The organism is Rhizobacter sp. OV335, assembly GCF_900142965.1.
Classification (GTDB): domain Bacteria; phylum Pseudomonadota; class Gammaproteobacteria; order Burkholderiales; family Burkholderiaceae_C; genus Rhizobacter.
In genome coordinates this window covers 1-23481 of the sequence record NZ_FRCQ01000048.1, presented here as the reverse complement: position 1 = coordinate 23481, position 23481 = coordinate 1, and the positions used below count along the sequence as shown (strand labels likewise).

General features: G+C 65.7%; 16 protein-coding genes. 4 read left to right on the top strand and 12 right to left on the bottom strand.

The window, feature by feature from the left end; genetic code table 11:
• Nucleotides 1-16 precede the first annotated feature (16 nt).
• Together BUE42_RS30120 and BUE42_RS30115 are read left to right on the top strand one after the other, a co-directional pair.
• Nucleotides 17-3832, top strand: coding sequence for a pilus assembly protein (locus tag BUE42_RS30120; RefSeq protein ID WP_143171849.1), 3816 nt, complete (start codon nucleotides 17-19; stop codon nucleotides 3830-3832).
• A 41-nt stretch (nucleotides 3833-3873) separates the two neighbouring features.
• Nucleotides 3874-4308: a type IV pilin protein gene (locus BUE42_RS30115; protein ID WP_073469031.1), complete on the top strand. Its 435-nt coding sequence runs from the start codon at nucleotides 3874-3876 to the stop codon at nucleotides 4306-4308.
• Nucleotides 4309-4374: 66 nt separating this feature from the next.
• Here BUE42_RS30115 and BUE42_RS30110 read toward each other — a convergent pair whose 3' ends face one another.
• The 12 genes from BUE42_RS30110 to BUE42_RS30060 form a co-directional block, all read right to left on the bottom strand.
• Complete coding sequence (locus BUE42_RS30110; protein ID WP_073469029.1) at nucleotides 4375-5853, bottom strand: glutamate synthase subunit beta; 1479 nt, start codon at nucleotides 5851-5853, stop codon at nucleotides 4375-4377.
• Between the two features lie 39 nt (nucleotides 5854-5892).
• On the bottom strand, nucleotides 5893-10671 hold the full coding sequence (locus tag BUE42_RS30105; protein ID WP_073469027.1) for a glutamate synthase-related protein: 4779 nt from the start codon (nucleotides 10669-10671) through the stop codon (nucleotides 5893-5895).
• Between the two features lie 132 nt (nucleotides 10672-10803).
• The gene (locus tag BUE42_RS30100; RefSeq protein WP_073469025.1) at nucleotides 10804-11469 is read right to left on the bottom strand and encodes a transposase; all 666 of its coding nucleotides are present in this window, start codon (nucleotides 11467-11469) and stop codon (nucleotides 10804-10806) included.
• 3 nt (nucleotides 11470-11472) lie between these two features.
• Nucleotides 11473-12636: a deoxyguanosinetriphosphate triphosphohydrolase gene (locus tag BUE42_RS30095; RefSeq protein WP_235002712.1), complete on the bottom strand. Its 1164-nt coding sequence runs from the start codon at nucleotides 12634-12636 to the stop codon at nucleotides 11473-11475.
• 3 nt (nucleotides 12637-12639) lie between these two features.
• Nucleotides 12640-13731: a 3-dehydroquinate synthase gene (aroB, locus tag BUE42_RS30090; RefSeq protein ID WP_073469023.1), complete on the bottom strand. Its 1092-nt coding sequence runs from the start codon at nucleotides 13729-13731 to the stop codon at nucleotides 12640-12642.
• Between the two features lie 9 nt (nucleotides 13732-13740).
• Nucleotides 13741-14292 (bottom strand): shikimate kinase, encoded by a 552-nt coding sequence (locus tag BUE42_RS30085; protein ID WP_073469021.1) that lies wholly within the window; start codon nucleotides 14290-14292, stop codon nucleotides 13741-13743.
• A gap of 73 nt (nucleotides 14293-14365) precedes the next feature.
• Nucleotides 14366-14755 (bottom strand): hypothetical protein, encoded by a 390-nt coding sequence (locus BUE42_RS32780; RefSeq protein WP_143171848.1) that lies wholly within the window; start codon nucleotides 14753-14755, stop codon nucleotides 14366-14368.
• A 72-nt stretch (nucleotides 14756-14827) separates the two neighbouring features.
• Nucleotides 14828-16972 (bottom strand): type IV pilus secretin PilQ, encoded by a 2145-nt coding sequence (pilQ, locus tag BUE42_RS30080; RefSeq protein ID WP_083614778.1) that lies wholly within the window; start codon nucleotides 16970-16972, stop codon nucleotides 14828-14830.
• A gap of 23 nt (nucleotides 16973-16995) precedes the next feature.
• On the bottom strand, nucleotides 16996-17541 hold the full coding sequence (locus tag BUE42_RS30075; RefSeq protein WP_143171851.1) for a pilus assembly protein PilP: 546 nt from the start codon (nucleotides 17539-17541) through the stop codon (nucleotides 16996-16998).
• Complete coding sequence (locus BUE42_RS30070; protein WP_073469017.1) at nucleotides 17541-18233, bottom strand: type IV pilus inner membrane component PilO; 693 nt, start codon at nucleotides 18231-18233, stop codon at nucleotides 17541-17543. The genes BUE42_RS30075 and BUE42_RS30070 overlap by 1 nt, the downstream gene beginning before the upstream one ends.
• Before the next feature lie 13 nt (nucleotides 18234-18246).
• On the bottom strand, nucleotides 18247-18891 hold the full coding sequence (locus BUE42_RS30065) for a PilN domain-containing protein (protein WP_073469015.1): 645 nt from the start codon (nucleotides 18889-18891) through the stop codon (nucleotides 18247-18249).
• Nucleotides 18888-19925 carry a pilus assembly protein PilM gene (locus BUE42_RS30060; protein ID WP_073469014.1) on the bottom strand — a complete coding sequence of 346 codons (1038 nt, stop codon included), beginning with the start codon at nucleotides 19923-19925 and terminating at the stop codon, nucleotides 18888-18890. The genes BUE42_RS30065 and BUE42_RS30060 overlap by 4 nt, the downstream gene beginning before the upstream one ends.
• Before the next feature lie 331 nt (nucleotides 19926-20256).
• Between BUE42_RS30060 and BUE42_RS30055 the strand changes: the two genes are divergently transcribed.
• Together BUE42_RS30055 and BUE42_RS30050 are read left to right on the top strand one after the other, a co-directional pair.
• The gene (locus BUE42_RS30055; protein WP_073469011.1) at nucleotides 20257-22647 is read left to right on the top strand and encodes a penicillin-binding protein 1A; all 2391 of its coding nucleotides are present in this window, start codon (nucleotides 20257-20259) and stop codon (nucleotides 22645-22647) included.
• Nucleotides 22648-22713: 66 nt separating this feature from the next.
• The coding region (locus tag BUE42_RS30050; RefSeq protein WP_073468697.1) for an IS5 family transposase at nucleotides 22714-23481 on the top strand (768 nt) is incomplete at its 3' end.

The following is a 23481-nucleotide window of genomic DNA, read 5'->3' as shown; positions in this document are numbered from 1 at the left end:
CCAACGGAGAACGATGATGAAAACCCCCTCCCGTCACTGGATGCAGCCGAAGCGCGTGGTCGCCGCGGTGATCCTGGAAGTGCTGCTGGCGCACGCCGTGTTTCCCGCCTATGCCACGGTGTCGCAAATCCCCGGAATCTATGTCCCACCGCCGTTGCCCAACGTGATGTACACGCTGGACGATTCCGGCTCGATGACATCGGATGCGATCCCGGACTTCGTCCGCTGCATCGCCGGCATGCCCGACAGTTCGGCGCTGACCGACAGCTCCAATTGCGGCAAACGCGACGAGAGTGGCGATGGCTCGAAGTTGCCGGGGATGTGGAAGAGCGGTTCGGGCTACCTGGCCCCCACTTACTACAGCAGCAAAAACGCCATCGCGCGCTACATGCGTTCGTCGTCGGGCAATCCGCTCTACTACAACCCGAAGGTCACCTACCTCCCCTGGCCTGACAAATCGGACGACACGAAGCGCATGGCCAATGCCAATTACAAGGCGGTCAATATCGACGTACAGGATCCGACGCAAACCGGCTATCAGCTCGACCTGACCGCACAAGGAGGCAAGGCCGGCTCCACCAGCCAGGACGACAGCTACTGGCCCGCAACGTACTACGTCTACACCGACGACGCGGCGAACCCGTTGCCTGCATCCAACCCGAACACGACGCTCAACATGGAGACGAAGTTCGTCAAATATGAGGTGCAGCCCGGCCGCGCCGCTTACCCACGCGACGCCGCACGCACCGACTGCAGCGGCGCCTCCACCTGCACCTACACCGAAGAACTGCAGAACTTCGCCAACTGGCTGCAGTACTACCGCAGCCGCATGCTGATGGCCAAGGGCGGCGTCTCGGCGGCCTTCGCGCTGCAAGGCACGAACCTGCGCGTCGGCTTCACCACCATCAACTGGGGCAAAATCGATCCGCGCCGCGCCGTCACCCAGTTCAAGGGCACCGACCGCAGCGGCTTCTACACCGATCTGTACAAGATCCGCACCAACGGCAGCACGCCGTTGCGCCTGGCGATGGACAACGTCGGCAAGTACTTCAATGACGAGGGAGCCACGAAGCCGTGGGCCGAGGACACCTCCAAGTCGGCAGGAAGCGCGGACTCATGCCGCCGCTCCTTCCACATCATGAGCACCGACGGCTTCTGGAACGGCAACGACGCCAGTTCACCGGCCAACAACAACAATGACAACTTCACGGGGTCGACACCGGTGCCGTACGGCGGCACGGTCGGCTACACCTATACCGACAGCGGTACCGCGGGAACGCTCGCGGGCCGCTTCTCGGTCAGCCCGTTCAACGACAACAACACGGGCAACGTCAACACGCTCGCCGACGTGGCGGCGTACTACTGGAAGACCGACCTGCAGACCGGTGTCGACAACCGGATCGCGGCCTCGACCCGTGACCCAGCCTTCTGGCAGCACCTGACCACCTTCACCGTAGGACTGGGCATCACCGGGACCGGCAAGGTGCGGCCGAAGTCCGCCGCGTCCGACACCAATACCCTCGGGCAGTACATCGTGCCGCTGTCGACCTCGGACACTTCTTCGTATTTCCCGTACAAGGGGCAAACCTGGCTGTCATCGCAAGGCCTGCGCGACCTGCTGGTGAAGGACAAGGTCGAGATGATCTGGACCAGCGCGACCAGCGACTCCGCCCAAACCGGCGACGACCTGATCCACGCCTCGATCAACGGGCATGGGCGCTATTTCTCGGCCACCAACCCAACCGAGCTGTCCGCCGGCATCGCTTCGGCGCTGAGCGAGGCCGTCAACCAGCCTCAGGCCACGGCGAACCTCGAAACCAGCACCGGTTCAGCGGCCGCGGGCACCCAGGTGTTCCAGGCGATCTACAACCCCTACGGCTGGTCCGGCCGCCTGTACTCGTTTCCGCTCGCACTCGACGGTACGGTGAACACCGACCCGACGAAGGCGAACTGGGAAGTGTCCAAGGCGATGCCGACGCCGGCCAATCGCAACATCTTCACGTGGAATCCGACCGCAGTGCCCAAGGCTGCCGCGCCATTCACGTGGGCCGGGCTCAACGGCACCCAACGCACGGCTCTGGGCAATGACCAGAACGTGCTCGACTGGCTGCGCGGCAGCGACGCCAAGGAAGCCCAGAAAGGCGGCGGGCTGCGCGACCGGGTGCGCGACACCGCCACCGGCGGCGTGCTGGGCGACATCGTCGGCGGCGGCCCGATCAAGGGCCCCGATGATGGTGGCGGCTACCAACGCATGAAGGCCGGTACGCCAGGCCAGGACAGCTATGCGGCGTTCCGCTCGACCTCGTCGACCGACCTCAACAACATGCGCTCGACGCTGTTCTTCGGTGCCAACGACGGCATGCTGCACGCTGTCAGTACGGCCGACGGCGCCGAACGCTTTGCCTTCGTGCCCAACTCCGTCTTCACCGTGCCTCGCACGCTGTACTCGGGTAGCGTGCAGACGGTGCAGAAGCTGAAGGCGTTGAGCGATCCGTCCTACAGCCACCTGTTCACCGTCAACGGGCCGCCACAGCTGGCAGACGCCTACTTGTCGACGGCCTGGAAAACGGTGCTGGTGGGCTCCACCGGCGCCGGCGCGCGCTCGGTGTTCGGGGTGGACGTCACCAACCCGGCCGTCGGTACCGGCGGGTTCGGTACCGGCAACGTCCTGTGGGAGTTCTCCGGCGACGACACCACCAACACGAGCGCGGGCTACATGGGCAGCGTGATCGCCTATCCGCACGTGGCGCAGATGCGCGACGGCACCTGGGTCGCGATGTTCGGCAACGGCTACGACAGCGCCAACGGGCAGGCCACGCTGTTCCTGCTGAACCTGCAGACCGGCGCGATCGTGTGGCAGCAGCCTGTGGGCACTGCCGGCGCCGGCAACGGCCTCAGCCAGCCGAACTTCGTGCTGAACTCGAACCGCGAAGTCACGGCGATCTACGCCGGCGACCTGAAGGGCAACCTGTGGAAGTTCGACGTGGACGACGCGGCCCGCACCAACTGGAAGGTGGCCTTGGGCGGCCAGCCGCTGTTCGCGGGCAGCGCCAACCAACCGATCACGGTGATGCCTGAGATCAGCTTCCACACGAGCGCCGGCGGCCAACTGGTCACGTTCGGCACCGGCAAGCTCTACGAAACGGAAGACACGGCCACCGACGTGGCGACGAACGTGAACCTGAACACCCAGGCCATCTACGGCATCTGGGACAAGCCGGGGGCGACCGCCGGCATCAGCGGCAACTCGACGCTGGTGGCGCAGACCGTGGCGGCGAGCAGCTTCACCGGCTTCCAGGGCACCAGCTCGAACACGGTCGACTGGGCCACCAAGCGTGGCTGGTACATCAACCTGACGGCGACAACCGGTGAACGCGTCAACGTGAATCCGCAACAGCAGGGCCGCGTGCTGTTCATGGTCGCGAACACACCGTCGACCCAGGTTTGCAGCGCCGGTGGTACCGCGCGCATCTTCACGCTGGACCCGATCACCGGCCAGGCGCCCACCTTCAGCGTGTTCGACGCCAACCGCGACAACTCGATCAACAGCTCGGATGCCGGCGCCAACGTGCGCCAGGTGGCCGGCGGTATCCTGTCGCTGCCGAAGATCCTCGGCAAGCAGGGCAGCCCCGGCGTCGTCACGCTCGAGGCCGCCACCAGCCGGGGCCAGACCGGCGCCAACCTGGGCGGTGTGGAGACCAACAAGACGGTGCCCTGCACCGGCGGCGGCACCGGCACGCTCGTGGCGGGCGTGTCCGACACGACCACGACCAGCGAGAGCGTCAAGACCTGCGATGGGAAGGCCCGCGTGACCTGGCGCCAGATCCGATGAACTGCCAAATCCACAGAACCGAGACTCCAGGGAACCTGATCATGCACCGCTATCGAACCAGCGCCGCCGGCTTCACCTTGATCGAGTTGATGATCACGGTGGCGATCATCGGCATCCTCTCCGCCATCGCCTACCCGGCCTACACCGAGCAAGTCGCCCGAAGCCGGCGCGCCGATGCCAAGGCGGCGTTGATGGACGCAGCGCATTGGATGGAGCGCCAGTACACGGTGAGCAGCAGCTATGCAGCCGTCACCGATTCGTCGTTGCCGGCGTTGAAGTCGCCGCTGTCGAACTACTACACGCTGTCGCTCGGGACGGCTTCGGCAGCCTCGGCCCCGACCGCCTCCGCCTACTGGCTGCGGGTGGTGCCGAAGGGCTCGATGAGCAACGACCGGTGCGGCTCCATGTCGGTCGACAGCAAGGGCCTGCCCACCGTGTCGGGCACGCCGGGTCTGGACGGCTGCTGGAATCGCTGAAAGCTTGACGGGCGGCAGGCACTCGACGTTCCTGCCGCCCCGCTGACGGGCCGAATCTCTCTCGGTTCAGCGCGGCAGGTCGCTGGATCCCATCAGGAATTCATCGACTGCGCGGGCCGCCTGGCGCCCTTCGCGGATCGCCCACACCACCAGCGACTGGCCGCGCCGCACATCGCCGGCCGCGAACACCTTGGCGACGTTGGTCGCATAGCCGCCGATGAAATCGGTTCCGGCTCGCGCATTGCCGCGCGCATCCTTGTCGACACCGAATGCATCGAGCACGCTAGCGACCGGGCTGACGAAGCCCATCGCCAGCAGCACCAGATCGGCCGGCAGCGTCTGCTCGCTGCCCGGCACCTCGATCATCTTGCCGCCCTGCCATTCGACGCGCACCGACTTCAGTGCGCGCAGCTTGCCCTTGTCCTTGCCTTCGCCGCCGATGAACTCCTTGGTGGCGATCGCGAACTCGCGCTCGCAGCCTTCTTCATGGCTGGAGCTGGTGCGCAGCTTGATCGGCCAGTACGGCCACACCAGCGGCTTGTTCTCCTGCTCGGGCGGCATCGGCAACAGCTCGAACTGGGTGACGCTCTTCGCGCCGTGGCGGTTGCTGGTGCCGACGCAATCGCTGCCGGTGTCGCCGCCGCCGATCACGATCACGTGCTTGCCGTCGGCACGCAGCTGGCTCTTCAGCTTGTCGCCGGCGTTCAGCTTGTTCTGCTGCGGCAGGAATTCCATCGCGAAATGCACGCCGTCGAGCTCGCGCCCCGGCACCGGCAGGTCGCGCGACTGCTCGGCCCCACCGGCCAGCACGACCGCATCGAACTGCGCCTGCAACTCGTCGGGCGTGATGCTCTCCTTCGCCCAGTTGGTCACCTTGCTGCCTTCGGGCAGCTTGCCGACGATCACGCCGGTGCGGAACTGCACGCCCTCGGCCTGCATCTGCTCAACGCGGCGGTCGATGTGCGACTTCTCCATCTTGAAGTCGGGAATGCCGTAGCGCAGCAGGCCGCCGACACGGTCGTTCTTCTCGAACACCGTCACGTCATGGCCGACGCGCGCCAGCTGCTGCGCGGCCGCCATGCCGGCCGGGCCGGAGCCGACGACCGCGACCTTCTTGCCCGTCTTCGCCTTCGGCGGGCGCGCCTTGACCCAGCCCTCAGCCCACGCGCGGTCGATGATCGCGTGCTCGATGCTCTTGATGCCGACCGCATCGTCGTTGACGTTCAGCGTGCAGGCCGCCTCGCACGGCGCCGGGCAGATGCGCCCGGTGAACTCGGGGAAGTTGTTCGTCGAGTGCAGCACGTCGATGGCGTTGCGCCATTCGTTGCGGTACACGAGGTCGTTGAAGTCGGGAATGATGTTGTTGACCGGGCAGCCGTTGTTGCAGAACGGCGTGCCGCAGTCCATGCAGCGCGCGGCCTGGATCTTCGACTCGTCCGCCTTGAGCCCGATCACGAACTCGTTGTAGTTCTTCAGGCGCGTCTGCACGGGCGCGTAGCCCTCTTCCAGGCGCTCGTACTCCATGAAGCCGGTGACTTTTCCCATGATCTCTTGAAACTCCAGACAGTTGGGCTCGGACCTGAATCAGGCCTTGGCGCGGCTCTTCGGGCCGGTCTTCTCGGGGGTGCCCTTCTCGGGCGACTTCGCCTTGGCGATGGTGTCGTCGACCTGCTTCGCCGCGTTGATCTCGCCGAGCGCGCGCTTGTATTCGCTCGGGAAGACCTTCACGAACTTGCCGCGCGACTCGGCCCAGGTATCGAGGATCTCGCGCGCTCGCAGGCTGCCGGTCCAGCGGTGGTGGTCGTCGAGCAGCTTGCGCAGGATCGCCTCGTCGGTCTGGCCCAGGTGCCACACCGCCTTGTCGACCGAGGCCTCCTGCTCGGCAGCGCCCAGCACCTTGTCGAGCTGCACCATCGCGGTGTTGCAGCGCTTCGCGAACTGGCCGTCTTCGTCGAACACGTAGGCGATGCCGCCGCTCATGCCGGCCGCGAAGTTGCGCCCGGTCTTGCCGAGCACCGCGACCGTGCCGCCGGTCATGTACTCGCAGCCGTGGTCGCCGGTGCCTTCGACGACCGCGGTCGCCCCCGACAGCCGCACCGCGAAGCGCTCGCCGGCGACGCCGCGGAAGAAGGCCTCGCCGCTGGTCGCGCCGTACAGCACGGTGTTCCCGACGATGATGTTGCGCGTCGCGTCGCCGCGGAAATCGATGCTCGGGCGCACCACCACGCGGCCGCCTGAGAGCCCCTTGCCGGTGTAGTCGTTCGCGTCGCCGATCAGGTACAGCGTGATGCCCTTCGCGAGGAACGCGCCGAAGCTCTGGCCGCCGGTGCCCTCCATCTGCATGAAGATCGTGTGGTCGGGCAGGCCTTCGGGATGGCGGCGCACCAGCTCGCCGGACAGCATCGCGCCGACCGTGCGGTTGACGTTGCGCGTCTCCTCCATGAACTGCACCTTCTCGCCGCGCTCCAGCGCGGGCAGGCACTTCTGGATCAGCTTCACGTCGAGCGCGCGCGCCAGGCCGTGGTCCTGCTCCTCGACCTGGCGTCGCGCCACGTCGGCCGGTGCCGTCGGCAGGTGGAAGATGCGCGAGAAATCGAGGCCGCTGGCCTTCCAGTGCGAGATGCCCTTGCGGGTGTCGAGCAGGTCGGCGCGGCCGATCAGGTCGTCGAACTTGCGGATGCCCAGCTGCGCCATGATCTGGCGCGCTTCTTCGGCGATGAAGAAGAAGAAGTTGACGACGTGCTCGGGCCGGCCCTGGAATTTCTTGCGCAGCACCGGGTCTTGCGTGGCCACGCCGACCGGGCAGGTGTTCAGGTGGCACTTGCGCATCATGATGCAGCCCTCGACGACCAGCGGCGCGGTCGCGAAGCCGAATTCATCCGCGCCGAGCAGCGCGCCGATCACGACGTCGCGGCCGGTCTTCATCTGGCCGTCGGCCTGCACGCGCACCCGGCCGCGCAGCCGGTTCAGCACCAGCGTCTGCTGGGTCTCGGCCAGGCCGAGCTCCCACGGCGTGCCGGCGTGCTTGATCGAGCTCCACGGCGACGCGCCGGTGCCGCCATCGTGGCCGGCGATCACGATATGGTCCGCCTTGGCCTTGGCCACGCCGGTCGCAATGGTGCCGACGCCGACCTCGGACACCAGCTTCACGCTGATGGCCGCACGCTGGTTCACGTTCTTCAGGTCGTGGATCAGCTGGGCCAGGTCCTCGATCGAGTAGATGTCGTGGTGCGGTGGCGGCGAGATCAGGCCGACCCCCGGCACCGAATAGCGCAGGAAGCCGATGTAGTCGGTGACCTTGCCGCCCGGCAGCTGGCCGCCCTCGCCCGGCTTCGCGCCCTGGGCCATCTTGATCTGGATCTGGTCGGCCGACGACAGGTACTCGGCCGTGACGCCGAAGCGGCCCGACGCCACCTGCTTGATCTTCGAGCGCAGCGAGTCGCCCTCTTGCAGCTCGTAGTCGGCCTCGATCACCTTGTTCGCGATCACGTCGCTGACCTTGGTGCCGGCGCTGATCCGGATGCCCTTCAGCTCGTTGCGATAACGCGCCGGATCCTCGCCGCCTTCGCCGGTGTTCGACTTGCCGCCGATGCGGTTCATCGCGACGGCCAGCGTTGCATGCGCTTCGGTGGAGATCGAGCCGAGCGACATCGCACCGGTCGCGAAGCGCTTGACGATATCGGCCGCCGATTCGACCTCGTCGAGCGGGATCGCCTTGGCCGGGTCGACCTTGAATTCGAACAGCCCGCGCAGCGTCATGTGGCGGCGCGACTGGTCGTTCACCAGCTGGGCGTATTCCTTGTAGGTGTCGAACTTGTTCGCGCGCGCGCTGTGCTGCAGCTTCGCGATCACGTCCGGCGTCCACATGTGTTCCTCGCCACGCACGCGCCAGGCGTATTCGCCGCCGGCATCGAGCATGTTCTCGAGCACCGGGTCGTCGCCGAAGGCGGCGCGGTGCATGCGGATGGCTTCTTCGGCGACCTCGAACACGCCGATGCCGCCGACCTGGCTCGCGGTGCCGCGGAAGTACTTGTCGATCAGCACCTTGTCGAGCCCGATCGCCTCGAAGATCTGCGCGCCGCAATACGACATGTAGGTCGAGATGCCCATCTTGGACATGATCTTCGACAGCCCCTTGCCGATCGCCTTCACGTAGTTGTAGATCGCCTTGTCGGCCGACAGCTCGCCCGGCAGCTCCTTGTGCAGGCCGATCAGCGTCTCCATCGCGAGGTAGGGATGCACCGCCTCGGCGCCGTAGCCCGCGAGCACCGCGAAGTGATGCACCTCGCGCGCCGAGCCGGTCTCGACCACCAGGCCGGCCGTCGTGCGCAGGCCCTCGCGCACCAGGTGCTGGTGGATCGCCGACAGCGCGAGCAGCGCGGGAATCGCGACGTTGTCGCGGTTCATCGCGCGATCGCTGATGATCAGGATGTTGTGGCCGCTCTTCAGCGCATCGACGCTCTCGGCGCACAGCGACGCGAGCTTCGCCTCGACGCCCTCATCGCCCCACACCAGCGGGTAGGTGATGTCGATCACATGGCTCTTGAACTTGCCGCGCGTGTGCTTCTCGATCTCGATCAGCCGCTCCATGTCGGCGAAATCGAGAATGGGCTGCGACACCTCGAGCCGCATCGGCGGGTTCACCGCGTTGATGTCGAGCAGGTTCGGCTTCGGGCCGATGAACGACACCAGCGACATCACGACCGCTTCGCGGATCGGGTCGATCGGCGGGTTCGTGACCTGCGCGAACAGCTGCTTGAAGTAGTTGTACAGCGGCTTGTTCTTGTCCGACAGCACCGCGAGCGGCGAGTCGTTGCCCATCGAGCCGGTGCCTTCCTCGCCGGCCTGCGCCATCGGGCTCATCAGGAACTTGATGTCTTCCTGCGTGTAGCCGAAGGCCTGCTGGCGGTCGAGCAGCGATTCGCCGAACTCGCGCGGCTCGCCGGTCAGCTCGATCGAATCGAGGCGGATGCGCACGTTCTCGATCCACTGGCGGTAGGGCTTGGCGAGCGCGAACTGGTTCTTCAGCTCCTCGTCGTCGATGATGCGGCCCTGGTCGAAGTCGATCAGGAACATCTTGCCGGGCTGCAGCCGCCACTTCTTGATGATCTTGTTCTCGGGAATCATCGGCAGCACGCCGGATTCGGAGGCCATCACGACCAGGTCGTCGTCGGTCACGATGTAGCGCGACGGGCGCAGGCCGTTGCGGTCGAGCGTGGCGCCGATCTGGCGGCCGTCGGTGAACACCATCGAGGCCGGGCCGTCCCACGGCTCCATCATCGCGGCGTGGTACTCGTAGAACGCGCGGCGGCGCTCGTCCATCGTCGCGTGCTGCTCCCAGGCCTCCGGGATCATCATCATCGCGGCGTGCGCCAGCGAGTAGCCGCTCATCGTCAGCAACTCGAGCGCGTTGTCGAAGGTGGCGGTGTCGGACTGGCCTTCGAAGGTGATCGGGTAGAGCTTGTTCAGGTCGTCGCCGAGCACCGGCGACTTCATCACGCCTTCGCGGGCGCGCATCCAGTTGAAGTTGCCCTTGACGGTGTTGATCTCGCCGTTGTGCGCCACCATCCGGTACGGGTGGGCCAGCGGCCACTCGGGGAAGGTGTTGGTCGAGAAGCGCTGGTGCACCAGCGCCAGCGCCGACATCACGCGCGGGTCCTGCAGGTCCTTGTAGTACTTGCCGACCTGGTCGGCCAGCAGCAGGCCCTTGTAGATGATGGTGCGGCAGCTCATGCTGGGCACGTAGTACTCGCGGCTGTGCGTGAGCTTCAGGCGCTGGATCGCGCTCGACGCCGTCTTGCGGATCACGTAGAGCTTGCGCTCCAGCGCGTCCTGCACGATCACGTCAGGGCCGCGGCCGATGAAGATCTGGCGCAGCACCGGCTCCTTCGCGCGCACGGTCGGCGACATCGGCATCTCGGCATCGACCGGCACCTCGCGCCAGCCCAGCACAACCTGCCCTTCGGCGCGCACCGCACGCTCGAGCTCCTGCTCGCAGGCCAGGCGCGAGGCGTGCTCCTTCGGCATGAAGATCATGCCGACGCCGTACTCGCCGGGCGGCGGTAGCTCGACACCGTGCGCGGCCATCTCGGCGCGGTAGAACTCGTCGGGGATCTGGATCAGGATGCCGGCGCCGTCGCCCATCAGCTTGTCGGCACCGACCGCGCCGCGGTGGTCGAGGTTCTCGAGGATCTTCAGGCCCTGCGCAACGATGCTGTGCGCCTTGTGGCCCTTGATGTGGGCGACGAAGCCGACGCCGCAGGCATCGTGCTCGTGCTCGGGGCTGTACAGGCCGTGCTCGGCCGATTGCTGCAATTCAGCGTCGTCAGTGGGAGATGCCCCACCTTGGTCGGCCTGGGTCATGGCGAACTCCGTCCGGAAATCTGGAATGGGCCGAAGAATACTGCAGCGCAGCAGGCGCTTCAATCGATTTAAATGGGGTCAGACACCTTTTATTCGATTGACCCGGATCGGCGATATTTAAATAGGGACAGATTAAGCGGGCGCTTTCGGCGGCCTCCCGCGAGGGCGCGCCGCCAGCCGGCGGCTCGTCACTTGCGAGAGGTTGTCGATGAAGGAGGCTTCGCCCAGCGGCCATCCTTGTGCGACGGCGCGCCGAAAGCGATCGGCCTCGACGGAGGAGCTGCCCTGCTCGAACCACGTTCGGTATTTCATCTCCCGGTCGAATGGCGTGTTTCCCAGGGCCCAATAGAGGGGGTGGTCGCTCACTGCGGGATCGGTCGCCTGCCCAAGGTGGTGCGCCGCGCTGGAGGCGCGCAGGTCGGGCACGGCCGACTCGACGTAGCGCATCGCAGCAAGCAAGTGCCGTTCCCCGTCGATCGGCACCGCGCGGAAGCGGCCGTCCCAGAGGCTGCCGGAGCGGCCGTGCCGGCGGTTGAACGCCAAGCCGTGCTGGCGCCCGAGCGTCTGCATCAGGCGGCTCAGCGAATCGGCGGTGGCCGGTGTCGCGAGCAAGTGCACCTCACCCGCTGCCAGCCCGTAGGCGTGGATCGCGACGCCGCTCGCCTTCGCCGCGTCGGCCAGCATCCGCAGGAAGCCCTGCGTGTCGGCCTCGTCGATGAACACCGGCTGGCCGTTGTGGCCCCGTTGCTGCACGAGGTGCGGCTGGCCGGGGATGCACAGGCGGGCGAGGCGCGCCATGGCTCAGTCGAACAGGCGACGGCCCGTCAGCCGCTCGTGTTCGCGCAGCGCGTACCGGTCGGTCATCCCCGCCACGTAGTCGGCCAGCTGGCGCAGCCCGGCGGGTCGCGACTCGCCGGCCGGAATCCATTCGGCCGGCGCATCGCGGTAGATCGCGAACAGCTCGCGCACCACCTGCTTCGCCCGGTCGGTGGTCGCCACCACCTGCGGATGCCGGTAGAGGTTGTGCCGCAGGAAGCGCTTCAGCGCGATGCTGTCGGCCGCCATCTGCGCACTGAAGCAGATCATCGCCGGCGCCCGGCGCACCTCGTCGACCGTGCGCGGCGCGTGCAGCGCGATCGCTGCGGCACTGGCGGCGAGCACGTCATAGACCTGGGCCGACAACATCCGGCGGATGCTCTCGAACAACAGCCGCTTGCCGCGCAAGCCGGGGTGCGCCGCCAGCGACTCCGCCTTGTGCCGCGCGAACAGCGGCACCTCGTCGAGCTGCTCGAGCTTCAGCAGGCCCGAGCGCACCCCATCGTCCACATCGTGCGCGTTGTAGGCGATCTCGTCGGCCAGGTTGCACAGCTGAGCCTCCAGGCTCGGACGCAGCCGCGCGACGAAGCGGTGCGCGACGCCGTCGGGCTCCCTGGCCTCCAAGCGCGCGGCAGCCGCGCTGGAACAGTGCTTCAGGATGCCCTCCCGCGTTTCGAGCGTCAGGTTCAGGCCGTCGAACTGCGGGTAGCGCTCCTCGAGGGAATCGACCACCCGCAGGCTCTGCAGGTTGTGCTCGAAGCCGCCACTGCGGGGATCCGCAGCGAGCAGGCAGTCGTTCAGCGCATCCTGTCCGGCGTGGCCGAACGGCGTGTGGCCCAGGTCGTGGGCCAGCGCGATGGCCTCGACCAGGTCTTCGTTCAAGCCGAGGCTGCGGGCGATCGAGCGGCCGAGCTGGGCCACCTCGAGCGAGTGCGTCAACCGTGTGCGGAACAGATCGCCTTCATGGTTCAGGAACACCTGCGTCTTGTAGACCAGGCGCCGGAACGCTGTGCTGTGCACGATGCGGTCGCGGTCGCGCTGGTACTCGCTGCGGGTCGGCGCGGGCGGCTCGTGCAGCCGGCGACCGGCGCTGCGCTGCGGGTCGCAGGCATATGGTTGCCGTCCTCCGGCCACAAGCATGCCCGACATGGCTCAGGCCGCGTGCGCCGCCAGCACCTCGCGCACGATGTCGTCGGGGGCCGGCCGCAGCGCGGCGCGTCCGGGCGCCTCGATCACGACGAAGCGGATCTCGCCGGCCTCGGACTTCTTGTCCCCGCGCATCAGTTCGAGGTAGCGATCAGCACCGAGCTGCGGGCCGCGGATCGGCAGGCCGGCACGCTCGATCAATCGCGTGATGCGCTGCGCGTACGCCGCATCGATCAGGCCGAGACGGTGCGACAGGTCGGCCGCCATCACCATGCCGCAACCGACACCCTCGCCGTGCAACCAGGTTCCGAAGCCGAGCCCGGCCTCGATCGCATGGCCGAAGGTGTGGCCGAAGTTCAGGATCGCGCGCAGGCCGGATTCGCGTTCGTCCTGCCCGACCACCCAGGCCTTGATCTCGCAAGAGCGCTTGACGGCGTAAGCCAGTACCTTCTTGTCGCGCGCGAGCAGCGCATCGAGGTTGTCCTCGATCCAGCCGAGAAAGGCGTCGTCGGCGATCGGGCCGTATTTGATGACCTCGGCCAGCCCGGCGGAGATCTCGCGGTCGGGCAAGGTGTCGAGCGTGTCCAGGTCGGCGATCACGCGCAGCGGCTGGTAGAACGCACCGATCATGTTCTTGCCCAGCGGGTGGTTGACCGCGGTCTTGCCGCCCACCGAGGAATCCACCTGGGCCAGCAAGGTGGTGGGGACCTGCACGAAGGGAACGCCGCGCATGTAGCAGGCGGCCGCGAAGCCGGTCACGTCGCCGACCACGCCGCCGCCCAGTGCGTAGAGCACGGTCTTGCGGTCGGCGCCGGCCCTCAGCAGCGCGCCGAAGATGCGTTCCAGCGACGACCAGTCCTTGTGGATCTCGCCGTCGGGCAACTCGACCATCAGGCACTGTGCATGGCGCTGCTTCAGCAGGTTCTGCAGTCGCAGGGCATAGAGCGGTGCCACTGTCGGGTTGGTGACGATCACCGCCGCGTTGCCGGCAGGCAACCCATCGACGGACGCTCGGTCCGACAGCAGGTTCGCGCCGATCAGGATGTCGTAGCTGCGCTCCCCCAGCTCGATCTTCACGCGGTCAGTCTCGACGTTCATGCGTCGAGTTTAGCGTCCGTCGATGTCCGGGCCTGTCTTGGTCGCCGCCCCCGCTGCGTTGGATGGTTCGACCGCGCCGGCCAACTGCAGCTGCGAGAGGATCATGTTCACCAGGGTTTGGACCGTCGGACGACCGATGTCGACCACGTGGTGCGCAATCTGACGATACAAGGGGTCACGCTGACGGTGCAGCTCATGCAACCGCCGCAATGGGTCAGCCACCTGCAGCAACGGTCGTTGGGTGTCGTTGCGCAGGCGTCGGTAGAGCTCTTCAGGCGTAGCGCGAAGATAGAAGACGAGACAGGTTTGGCGCAGCGCCTCCCGATTCTCCGGTCGTAACACCACGCCGCCGCCAGTGGCGATCACGAGTGCGGATTCTTGCGTCAACTCGCGGACGATCGCAACCTCCACATCGCGGAAACGATCCTCCCCCTCTCGTTCGAAGAAGCTGCGGATCGATTCGCCGATCTGAGCTTCGATCACCGCGTCGCAGTCAACGAAGCGGTAGCCGGTGCGCTTGGCCAGCTGCCTGCCGACCGTCGATTTGCCGGCCCCGGGCATTCCGATCAACGCCAGCGACCTGGAGGCCGCACTGGAGAAACCCACGGTACGTGAGTGACCAGCCCCCGCCCGCTCAAGGCTCCACGAATGGGCTGGAAACCGACACCGTCACTTGCTTGTTCAGCTTGTCGACGACGTTGATCAGCCCCGGATCCATGCACACGCCATTGAGTGTGACCGTGAAACTGCCGCCGGCCTCTTCAACCCGGGTCTTGTTCAAGATGATCCCGCCCGGGAAAGTATTGTTGAGGTAGTACGGCGCAGCCCCTCCGTATACGAACACTTCGCCCAGAAAGCCTGAAGCACAAGTTCCTTTGGCATTCTTTACGGAGATGGTGGCGGGCGAAACATTGAACGCTTGGGGCGCTCCGGCTTCGTTGTCATCGCTTCCGCCCCCACATGAGGCCAACACGGTCACGGAGATCAAAGCCAGAGCAGCGCGGTTCAACAGAGGCAAGTTCATGAAAGCACCTGAATATCGTGATTTGACGACAACGGGCGGGGCGCAGATCACCCCGGCATCGCAGCGTAGTTCTTACCGGACCGCAGAGCGATCGCTGACCACCTTCGGCGTGATGAAGATCAGCAACTCGGTCTTCCTCGACGATTTCGTCTTGGACTTGAACAGGTTGCCAAGGAACGGGATGTCACCGAGATACGGCACCTTCGTCACACTCTCCTGGTCATCCTGCGTGAAGATACCGCCGATCACGACCGTGCCGCCATTCTCTACCAGCACTTGCGTGCGCACATGCTTGGTGTCGATGGCCAGACCTTGCGAGGTGACCTGGCCCACGGTGTCCTTGGTCACATCGAGATCCAGGATGACGTTGCCCTCCGGCGTGATCTGCGGCGTGACTTCGAGCTTCAGGTTGGCCTTGCGGAACTGGATCGCCGTCGCGCCGCTGGAGGTGGCCGTCTGGTACGGCAACTCGGTACCCTGTTCGATCAGCGCCTTGACCTGGTCGGCCGTGATGACGCGCGGGCTCGACAGGATCTTGCCCTTGTTCTCAGCTTCCAATGCCGACAGCTCGAGGTTCAGGAAGCGGTTGGCGCCGACTCCGAACAGCGACAACGCGAAAGTCGCAGCGTTGTAGTCGTTCTGCTTCACGGCCGGCAGATTGACGAAGTTGGTGTCGCTGAATGCCAGCGGCGGAGTGGCCTGTCCGGTTTGCACGCCAACGGCATTGATATTGCCGCCGACGCCAACACGGGTGTTGCCTCCCGCATTGAAGCCGGCAACCCCGCCATTGAGCCCGCGCAGGTCGGAGTAACCCAGCTTGGCGCCCAGCGACCGACCGAAGCTGTCATTGGCCTCGACGATGCGCGCCTCAATCAACACCTGCCGCACCGGCACGTCGATCTTGGCGATCATCGCCTGCACTTCCTCGAGCTTCGACGGAATGTCGCTGACGAACAGCTGGTTGGTGCGGGTCTCGAAGATCACGCTGCCACGGGTGGTCAGGATGCGCGAGGCCGTTCCGCCGCCACCGGCCGTGTTCTGGCCGGTCAGGCCCTTGGCCACTTCTTCGGCCTTCGTGTAGTTCAGCTGGAACGATTGCGTGCGCACCGGCTCCAGGTTGGCGATCTGCGCCTTGGCCTCGAGATCGATCTTCTCTTTCGACGCGAGTTCGTCCTTCGGCGCGATCCAGATCACGTTGCCCGACTTGCGCAACCCCAGGCCCTTGGCCTGCAGGATGATGTCGAGTGCCTGATCCCACGGCACGTCCTTCAGGCGCAGCGTCACGTTGCCGGTGACGGTGTCGCTCGTGACGACGTTGAAGTTGGTGAAGTCGGCAATGACCTGCAGCAGCGCGCGAACCTCGATGTTCTGGAAGTTCAGAGACAGCTTCTCACCGGCGTAGCCCGGGCCTTGCACCAGCTTGTTCGGATCCACCTTCTGCTGGCGCACTTCCAGCACGAACTGGTTGTCGGTCTGGTAGGCGCTGTGCTCCCAGGCACCGCGCGGCTCGACGACCATGCGCACGCGGTCGCCGTTCTGGAAGGTCGAGACGCTTTGCACCGGCGTGCCGAAATCGGTCACGTCGAGCTTGCGGCGCAGATTCTCCGGCAGGTTCGAGCGAAGGAATTCGACCACCAGGCTCTGGCCCTGCTGGCGGATGTCGACACCGACCTGGTTGTTCGGCAGGTCGACCACGACCCGGCCCGCGCCATCCTGGCCACGGCGGAAGTCGATGCCCTTCAACGGCATCGGCGCGTCGTTCAGGTTCTCCGCGAACCGCGTCGACTCACCCGCCACCGGCGACTTGGCCGCGGAGACGGCGCCGCCGACCGGTGCCGAAGATTCCATCACCACCACCAGCACCTTGCCTTCGAGCTGGGCACGGTAGTTCGACGGCGTCTTCAGGTTCAGCACCAGGCGCGTGCGGTCACCCGACTGCGCGATGTTGATCGACCGGATGTTGCCCTGGTTGATGTCCAGGTTCGACTTGCCCATCGCGTTGCCGACACCGGGGAGGTCGAGCGCGATGCGCGGAGGCGTCTGCACCGTGAAACCGGTGGGCACGGCCGCCAGCGGCTCGGACAGTTCGATGCGCACGACCTCTGCGCCCGCCTGTTGGGAGCTGTTGATGGACTGGATGGCGTTCTGCGCCCACGCAGACAAGGACGCGCCGAAGAGCAACGCGAGCGCAACGCTTCGAACTTGCCACTTACCCATGATCTGTTTCTCCTGCATGTTCTTCACCGCGCCCGTTCCTGAAGCTGAAGTGAGCTCGTACGCTCGATCCACTCACCCGCCGCGTCCTGCACGATTTCGCGCAACGAGACGTCCGTCTCGGAAATCTTGGTGACCTTGCCGTAGTTCTGGCCCAGGTAATCACCCGTCTTCACCTGGTACAGCAGGTTGTCGACCCGCAGCAGCGCATAAGGACGCCCCTGCTTGCTGACGCTGCCGACCATGGCCATGCTGTCCAGCGGATAGGCTTCGAGTGGTTCCTTGCGGCGATTGATTTCCGCGGCCAGCAGCGAATTCGGCTGCCGGGATTCCTGCTTGATCGCCACCGTCAGCTTCTGGGTGCTGAACGGCTCGACGCCGGCACCGGCCAGGTAGGCCTGTGGGTTGAATTTCTTCGGCGGCGACAGCGGCGTCACGTTCGGCTTCACCTCGCGGCGTTGCTGCTCGATCCATTGCTGGAGCTCATCCTGCGCATCGCCACAGGCGGTCAGCGCAAGCACCGTGATGGCGCAAGCGCAGGCGGTTGCCGGCCAACGCAAAGTGGTTCCCATCATTTCTTCGCTCCCGCGGCCTTGGCAGCTGCCTGACGCTGCGCCGTGACCTCGTTCGGATCCAGGTAGCGGTAGGTTCTGGCCGTCGCGTCCATGCCCAGCAATCCCGTGGCGTCCTTGCCGCCGGCATACGTGATCACCATGTTGTGCAGCGTCACGATCCGCGAGAGGTTGGCCACGTCGGCCGCGAACGCGCCGATGTCGTGGTAGCGCCCGGTCACGCGGATCGAGATCGGCAGCTCGGCGTAGTAGTCCTTCACGAGCACCTGGCCGGGGCGGAACAACTCGAACTGCAACCCGCGGCCGAGGCCGGCCTGGTTGATGTCCGACAGCAGCGCATCCATTTCGGCCTTGCCGGGCAGTTGCTTCTCGAGCTGGGTCACGTACTCCTCGACCTGCAGCTTCTGCTTGCGCAATTCATCGAGGTTCACGGCCTGAGCCAGCTTGCCCCGGTAGTCCTGCTTCAGGACGGGTTCCTTGTCGCGCTCTGCCTGCAATTGGTCGTCGACCCCGGTCAGCAGCAGGAACCAGCCCACCACGACGACCATGATGGCCAGTGCCAGCCAGGTCGCGAGCTTGGGAAGCATCGGCCATTGGCCGGGTTCATTGGGATTCAGCCCCCGGAATTGCGAGGCGGCAGCCCCGAAGACCGAGTTCAGATCGACGTTGACGGATTTCGCTTTCGTTGCCATGGCGTCTCGATGGTCAGGGCTTCTTCGCAGCGACGGCGGCGCTGGCCGGAGCACCCGGCACGGGGGCCGAGGCAGCAGCTGCAGCCGCGTCGACATCCTGCGGGCGCTTGATGGTCACGCGCATCGAGAAGTCGAACAGGCGCTTTTGCTCGCGGCTGGCCGTCTGCACGACCGCCGCCTTGATTTCGACCAGCTCCGGCTTCGTCAGCCATTCGGAGTTGTTGCTCGTGTTTCTCAGCAGCTCGGACACGCGCTCGTTGGTCTGCGCGATGCCGTTGAGCTGCAGCACCTGGCCTTCTTGCTTGATGCTGCTGAAATAGACACCTTCCGGCGTCTGCTTGACGAGTTCGTTGAGCACGTGCACCGGCAGGTTGCGATCGATCTGCAGGTCTTCGACCGCTTTCTGCCGCGCCTTGAGCGCATCGATCTCGGCACGCAAGGACGCGATGTCCTTGATCTGCGCCTCGAGCTTGCGGATCTCGGACGTCAGGAAATCGTTGCGGTGAACCTGGTTCTCCGTCATCTGCTGCAGCACCAGGTACCACATGCCGACGGCAGCGAGGCCAGCCGCAGCTGCCAGGGCCAGACCGAGGAAGAACGCCGCCTTGCGCCGCTTGCGCTTTTCTTCGCGGTGCGGGAGTAGGTTGATCAGAATCACTGCAAGAACCTCCGCATCGCCAGCCCACAGGCCGTGAGGTAGGAAGGCGCTTCACGGCGCAGCTTGCTCTCGCGGACCGCGGAGCCCAGCTTCATGTTTTCGAACGGGTTGACGACCATCGAAGCGAAGCCGGTCAGCTCGGTGACCCGGTCCTTCAGCCCCGGCAGGGTCGCCGTGCCACCAGCCAGCATCACGTAGTGCACCTTGTGGTGCGGCGTGCTGGTGAAGAAATATTGCAGCGCGCGGCCGATTTCCTGGGACAGGCTGTCGACAAACGGCACCAGCAGCGACGACTCGTAGTCCTCAGGCAGCTCGGCCGACAGCTTCTTCTGCTCGGCTTCCTCGAACGAGAAGCCGTACTGGCGGGAGATCAGCTGCGTCAACTGCGATCCGCCAAAGGCCTGGTCGCGGTCATAGAGCATCTCTTCGTCGCGCAGCACCTTCAGGCTCGTGGTGTCGGCACCGATCTCGAACAGCGCGACCAACGCGTCCTTGCCCTCGTTCGGCAGCGCTTCGATCAGCCGCCCCATCGCCAGGCGCGAGGCATGCGATTCGATGTCGAGCACCGCAGGCTTCAGGCCGGCCGCTTCCGCGAGGCCCTGGCGATCCTGCACGCGGTCCTTGCGGGACGCGGCGATCAGCACCTCGACATCGCCCACCGACGTGGGGCTCGGGCCGATCACCGAGAAGTCAAGGCTCACCTCGTCCAGCGAGAACGGGATGTATTGGTTGGCTTCGGATTCGACCTGCAACTCGAGCTCTTCTTCGCGAAGGCCGGCCGGCAGCATGATCTTCTTCGTGATCACCGCCGATTGCGGCATCGCGAGGACGACCTGCTTGGTCTTGGTGCCACTCTTGGTGACCACGCGACGCACCGCATCGGCCACTTCGTCGAACTTCTCGATCTGGCCGTCGGTGATCCAGCCCTTCTCGAAGCTTTCGGAGGCAAAACGCTCGAGTACATACTCACCGGAGGCGCTCTGGCCCAACTCAACCAGCTTCACACTGGACGAGCTGATATCCAAGCCGATCATCGGTGGATGCTTTCGGCCTAACAACAGGTCTAGGAAGCTCAAGGGGCCATCTCCCAACGCGACACGAACCGACGACCGAATTGGCTGCGATACGTGCGCTGGATTGTTAAGAAGTTACTTCAATGCTAGCAGTAAACCCTTTGTGGAACAAAGATTTTTCCTTTTCTTGCAACCCGTCTGCGTTGCGAAAGCCTGACGAATTCTGGCGCCAAAAAATGTCATTTCGGGTCAACCCTAGGCACCCGGCGACACAAGCTGCCAAGCAGTTCACGGTCGATGCGGACCGGTCAAAGTCGCTTCATATAATCGGCTCGACCACTGTTGGAGTCCCATGAGCGAATTCGAGGGCCCGTCCGAGCGCCCGGCAGCCGGCCCGAACCGCCGATCGTCTTCTTCCACCCCCTCGTCCCTGCCCGCGTGGGCCCGCTGGGTGGGCCGCGCGCTGTTGTGGCTGATGGGAGGCGCGCTGGCGGGCGTGCTCACCGTGCTGCTGCTGATCGGCATCGCGCTGTCGGTGGCCTACCCGAACCTGCCGCAGGTCAGCGGCCTCGTCGACTACCGGCCGAAGCTGCCGATGCGCATCTATTCGGCCGACGGCGTGATGCTCGGCGAATACGGCGAGGAGCGCCGCAACTTCACGCCGCTGGCCCAGGTGCCCAAGGTGATGCAGGACGCGGTGCTCGCGATCGAGGATGCGCGCTTCTATCAGCACGGGGGGGTCGACTACAAGGGCGTGCTGCGGGCCGGCCTCGCGCAGTTCAACGAATCGCGCAGCCAGGGCGCCTCGACGATCACGATGCAGGTGGCGCGCAACTTCTACCTGTCCACCGAGAAGACCTTCACCCGCAAGATCTATGAAATCCTGCTGGCGCTGAAGATCGAGAGCCTGCTCAGCAAGGACCAGATCCTCGAGATCTACATGAACCAGATCTTCCTCGGCCAGCGCGCGCACGGTTTCGCGGCGGCCAGCGAGATCTACTTCGGCAAGCCGCTGAAGGACATCACGATCGCCGAGGCCGCGATGCTGGCCGGCCTGCCGAAGGCGCCGTCGGCCTACAACCCGATCGTCAACCCGAGGCGCGCGACGCAGCGCCAGCTCTACATCATCGACCGCATGCTGGAGAACGGCTTCATCACGCCGGAGCAGCACGATGCCGCGCGCGCCCAGCAACTGAAGTACCGCGCCGCGCCCGAAGTGGTCGTTCACGCCGAGTACGTGGCCGAGGCGGCGCGCCAGATGATCTTCTCGCAGTACGGCGAAGAGGCGTACACGCGCGGGCTCAACGTCTACCTGACCATCCAGTCGGCCGAGCAGACCGTGGCCTACCGCTCGCTGCGCAAGGGGATCATGGATTACGAGCGCCGGCAGGTGTACCGCGGCCCCGAGGCCTACATCGACCTGCCGGCCAACGTGAAGGACCTCGATGCCCGCATCGCCGAGGCGCTGGTCGAGCATCCCGACAACGACGAACTGCGCGCCGCCGTGGTGATCGAGGCGAGCCCGCGCAAGGTCGTCGCGGTGCTGCAAAGCGGCGAAGCGCTGACCGTCACCGGCGAGGGCCTGAAGCCGGCCACCTCCGGCCTGGCCGAGAAGGGCAACCCGAAGACGCAGATCCGCGCCGGCGCGGTGATCCGGCTCGTCAAGCTGCCGAAGGGCGACTGGTCGATCACCCAGCTGCCGGAGGTCGAAGGCGCGTTCGTGTCGCTCGATCCGCGCACCGGTGCGGTGCGCACGATGGTCGGCGGCTTCGACCATGCGAAGAGCAAGTTCAACCACGTGACGCAGGCTTGGCGCCAGCCGGGGTCGAGCTTCAAGCCGTTCATCTACTCGGCCTCGCTCGAGAAGGGCTTCACGCCGGCCACCGTCGTCAACGACGCGCCGCTGTTCTTCGACGCCGGCACCACCGGCAGCCAGCCCTGGGAGCCGAAGAACTACGACGGCACCTTCGACGGGCCGATGTCGATCCGTCGCGGCCTCGCGAAGTCGAAGAACATGATCTCGATCCGCATCCTGCAGGCGATCGGCCCGGCCTATGCGCAGGACTGGATCACGCGCTTCGGCTTCGACCCCGACAAGCACCCGGCCTACCTGACGATGGCGCTCGGCGCCGGCTCGGTGACGCCGCTGCAGATGGCCTCGGCCTACGGCGTGTTCGCCAACGGCGGCTACCGCATCAACCCGTTCCTGATCAGCAAGATCACCGATGCGCGCGGCCATGTGCTGAACGAGGCGGTGCCGCAGGTGATGGACGAGAGCACGCGCACGCTGCCGGCGCGCAACGCGTTCGTGATGGACAGCCTGCTGCAGGAGGTCACGCGCTCGGGCACGGCGGCCAATGCCCAGCGGACGCTGAAGCGTCCCGACGTGTACGGCAAGACCGGCACCACCAACGACTCGAACGACGCCTGGTTCGCCGGCTTCCAGCGCAGCGTGGTCGGCGTGGTGTGGATCGGCTACGACAACCCGCGCAAGCTGGGCGACCGCGAGACGGGCGGCGGCCTGTCGCTGCCGGTGTGGATCGACTACATGCAGCAGACGCTGAAGGGCGTGCCGGTCGAGGAGCCGTCGGCGCCCGAAGGCGTGGTCAACATGGGCGGCGAGTGGTACTACGAGGAGTACACGCACGGCAGCGGCGTCAGCAGCCTGGGCCTCGAAGAGAAGCTGCCGACGCCGCCGAGCGAAGAAGAGAAGAAGGGGATCCTCGATCTCTTCAAGCGCTAGGGAACCGCTGATTTATTCGGGCAGATCTCGATGGCCGAACGAGCCGTGGACAGCGAGGATGGTTGCATGAAGCAGACGAGCTTTGCGAGCCTGGAGTACGCAGGCAAGAAACGCCAGACGAGGCGCGAGAAGTTCCTGGGCGAGATGGAGCGCGTGGTGCCATGGTCGGCGTTGTGCGGCTTGATCGAGCCGCACTATCCGCGCAGCGGCCGCGTCGGTCGCCCGCCGATCGGCGTGGAGCGGATGCTGAGGATGTACTTCCTGCAGCAGTGGTACAGCCTGAGCGACGAGGGCCTGGAGGACGCGCTGTACGACAGCCAGGCGATGCGCGAGTTCGTGGGCGTGGACTTGGCACGCGAGCAGGCGCCTGACGCGACCACGCTGCTGAAGTTCCGCCGGCTGCTGGAGCAGCACGCGCTGACGAAGGCGATCTTCGACAAGGTCAACGTGCACTTGGGCGAGCGCGGGTTGCTGATGCGAGAGGGGACGCTGGTGGACGCGACGATCATCGCGGCGCCGAGCTCGACGAAGAACCAGGACGGTGAGCGCGACCCTGAGATGCACCAAGCCAAGAAGGGCCAGCAGTACTACTTCGGCATGAAGGCGCACATCGGCGTGGATGCCGACTCGGGCCTCGTGCACAGCGTGCGCGTGACCTCTGCCAACGAGAGCGACGTGGCCAACGCGCATGCGCTGCTGCACGGCCAGGAGCGCCGCGTGCACGGCGACTCGGGCTACACGGGCGTGGCCAAGCGAGAAGAGATCGTCGAGGCGCAGGCTGAAGGGCGCATCCGCGATGACATCGTCTGGCTGATCGCGGCCAAGCGCGGTGCC

Coding starts and splice junctions, on each gene's coding strand:
- BUE42_RS30120 (WP_143171849.1), top strand. CDS start 17: ATGAAAACCCCCTCCCGTCACTGGATGCAGCCGAAGCGCGTGGTCGCC.
- BUE42_RS30095 (WP_235002712.1), bottom strand. CDS start 12,636: ATGTCGGGCATGCTTGTGGCCGGAGGACGGCAACCATATGCCTGCGAC.
- BUE42_RS30055 (WP_073469011.1), top strand. CDS start 20,257: ATGAGCGAATTCGAGGGCCCGTCCGAGCGCCCGGCAGCCGGCCCGAAC.
- BUE42_RS30105 (WP_073469027.1), bottom strand. CDS start 10,671: ATGACCCAGGCCGACCAAGGTGGGGCATCTCCCACTGACGACGCTGAA.
- aroB (WP_073469023.1), bottom strand. CDS start 13,731: ATGAACGTCGAGACTGACCGCGTGAAGATCGAGCTGGGGGAGCGCAGC.
- BUE42_RS30100 (WP_073469025.1), bottom strand. CDS start 11,469: ATGGCGCGCCTCGCCCGCCTGTGCATCCCCGGCCAGCCGCACCTCGTG.
- BUE42_RS30070 (WP_073469017.1), bottom strand. CDS start 18,233: ATGGCAACGAAAGCGAAATCCGTCAACGTCGATCTGAACTCGGTCTTC.
- BUE42_RS30085 (WP_073469021.1), bottom strand. CDS start 14,292: ATGCCCGGGGCCGGCAAATCGACGGTCGGCAGGCAGCTGGCCAAGCGC.
- BUE42_RS30075 (WP_143171851.1), bottom strand. CDS start 17,541: ATGGGAACCACTTTGCGTTGGCCGGCAACCGCCTGCGCTTGCGCCATC.
- BUE42_RS32780 (WP_143171848.1), bottom strand. CDS start 14,755: ATGAACTTGCCTCTGTTGAACCGCGCTGCTCTGGCTTTGATCTCCGTG.
- BUE42_RS30060 (WP_073469014.1), bottom strand. CDS start 19,925: ATGATCGGCTTGGATATCAGCTCGTCCAGTGTGAAGCTGGTTGAGTTG.
- BUE42_RS30115 (WP_073469031.1), top strand. CDS start 3,874: ATGCACCGCTATCGAACCAGCGCCGCCGGCTTCACCTTGATCGAGTTG.
- BUE42_RS30110 (WP_073469029.1), bottom strand. CDS start 5,853: ATGGGAAAAGTCACCGGCTTCATGGAGTACGAGCGCCTGGAAGAGGGC.
- pilQ (WP_083614778.1), bottom strand. CDS start 16,972: ATGGGTAAGTGGCAAGTTCGAAGCGTTGCGCTCGCGTTGCTCTTCGGC.